At 73.7% G+C, this 2,072-nt stretch carries 3 protein-coding genes; all 3 read right to left on the minus strand.

From position 1 onward, the window contains the following. Positions 1-718: 718 nt before the first annotated feature. Positions 719-1,165 carry a hypothetical protein gene (locus tag ABZ641_RS34570; protein ID WP_344624853.1) on the minus strand — a complete coding sequence of 149 codons (447 nt, stop codon included), beginning with the start codon at positions 1,163-1,165 and terminating at the stop codon, positions 719-721. A gap of 72 nt (positions 1,166-1,237) precedes the next feature. Then, positions 1,238-1,423: a hypothetical protein gene (locus tag ABZ641_RS34575; RefSeq protein ID WP_344624854.1), complete on the minus strand. Its 186-nt coding sequence runs from the start codon at positions 1,421-1,423 to the stop codon at positions 1,238-1,240. 70 nt (positions 1,424-1,493) lie between these two features. Continuing rightward, positions 1,494-2,072: hypothetical protein (locus ABZ641_RS34580; RefSeq protein WP_359988309.1), on the minus strand; the 579-nt coding region annotated here is incomplete at its 5' end.

Raw genomic sequence — 2,072 nt, forward strand, 5'->3', positions numbered from 1 at the left:
CCAGGTGGACCGGGGCGGCGGCTGCGCGGCGCCGCGCGGCCAGCTGCTCGGCGTACCGCGGGGAGGGCCGCATCGCGTCGTCGCCGCCGGCGACGAGCAGGATGTCGGCGGACGCCTTCTCCACCGGGATCGCGGCTGCGTCCGGACGTCGGGCGTGGGTCCGCGTCGACGCGCGGCTCGTGGACCGCGGTGAGCAGCGCAGCCTCGGCACCCTTGGACCGGCCGGGGAAGCCGACGCGCTCCGCTCCACGAGAGCGCAGCAGGTCGACGGCCGCGACGAACGTCTCCAGCGGTACCTCGCAGATCCCCGCCGGCCGGCCGGGTCCGCCGTGCCAGCGCATGGCCAGAGCGAGCAGACCCGTCGTACAGGCCCTCCAGCGACTCCCGAGCGGCATCGGGATCCGCCGTCTCGAACACCTGCCGGTGGGACGTGTCGGCCATGACGGGTCTCCGATCGCTCGAACCCGATGCAGCTGTTCCGCCCCGGCGCCCGGTGGCCCCCGCCATCGACGCTACGCCGTGTCCGGCTGACCCGGTGGGCACACGGCGGGGCCCGCCGCACCGCACTCGTCTCCCCGGCGGAACACGCCCTCGACGCCATCGCCCAGACACAGCAGGTCCCCGGCGGCCGGCCCGCCCTCCACGGGGCCGACCACGACACCGTCGGCGACGACCGTGACCTCGCGCATGCTCCGGTTGCCCGGACGCCCCGCAGGGCTCACCCGGCGTCGAGGTCCGCCACGCCCTGCAGCACCGCCCCGCTCGCCCGCACCTCGTCCAGCCAGTCCGCGAAGACCTGCGCCTGGCGGCCGGCCGCAACGTCGGCGAGATCGGGCGGCCACGTGCCGGGCGCCACCACGGTCACCACCACGCCGCCGGCCCCCGCCGCGGCCGACAACCACTCCCGCGGCGCCTCCATCACCGGCGTCGGCTCCCACACCTCACGGCCGCCGACCAGCACCAGCCGCTCGAACCGGCCCGATCGGACCTGCACCGTCCCCGTCGACACCGGCACGCCGCCCGCAGCCACGAACCCGCTCTCCCACGCGTCCGTCGCCAAGCCGCCCCAATGGCCGGCGTCGACCTCGACGACGACCTCGGCCAGCGCGGTACCGTCGCCCGTCTCCCGCACCACCAGCGCCCACAGCACCGGACCCTCACCCACCGCCGTCACCCCAGATCAACGAAACGGTCCGGGCACCACGCGCCAGACCTCGTTCGGCGCGCCCGCGCGTCGTCACGTGCCCGGATGCGCCTCCGTCTTCAGCGACCACGACCCGCCCGGACAGCCGGCCGGAAGCGGCGGGAACCGGTGCCCCTTCACATCCGTGCTCCAGTGATGCCCGGCCCCGCAGTCGCACTCGTAGATCCCGCTCGCGGGCACGATCTCACCGGGATGCCACGACGTCTTCTCCTCGTCCATACCCCCGGTCTACGGCAGCACGGGGCCCACCGCGACCGCGGACGTGGATCTCCCCCGGGCCGAGGGCGGGTCAGTGCAGGACGCTGACCGCGCGGGCGATGACGAGGAGGGAGGTGATGAGCGCGGCGATGCTCTCGACGCCCATGAGGATCTTGGCGCGGGCGGAGAGCGGCATGGTGTCGGTCGGGCTGAAAGCGGTGGAGTTGGTCACCGAGACGTAGAGGTAGTCGATCAGAGTGGGCGCCCAGTCGCAGGAGCGGCTGGAACCGTCGGCGACCTCCTCCACCGCGTCGTGGTTCTCGTCCTGGGAGAAACGGAAGTCCGCGAGGGGGAGGTCCGTGCGCGGCACCTGGGTGCGCGTGACAGGTCCGCCGCGGTCGAGTTCCCAGAACGCGAGTCCGAAGACGATGACGTCGGTGGCCCAGACCTGGAGGGCGGCGACCAGCAGCGATCCGCCGTCCTCGACGTCCGCCGCCACCAACGCGTGGACGAGCAGGCCCAGCGCCACCAGGTTGCTCACGCCGATCAGGCCGACCAGGGCCAGTGACAGGGTTCTGGACAGGCGGTTCTCGCGGGTCATCCGGTGCGGGTTCACCGCGACCAGCGGGATCAGGAGCAGCACCTCCAGAGCCGGCAGGACGTAGCGAGG

Source organism: Kitasatospora sp. NPDC007106 (genome assembly GCF_040634455.1).
In the GTDB taxonomy this organism is placed as follows: domain Bacteria; phylum Actinomycetota; class Actinomycetes; order Streptomycetales; family Streptomycetaceae; genus Kitasatospora; species Kitasatospora arboriphila.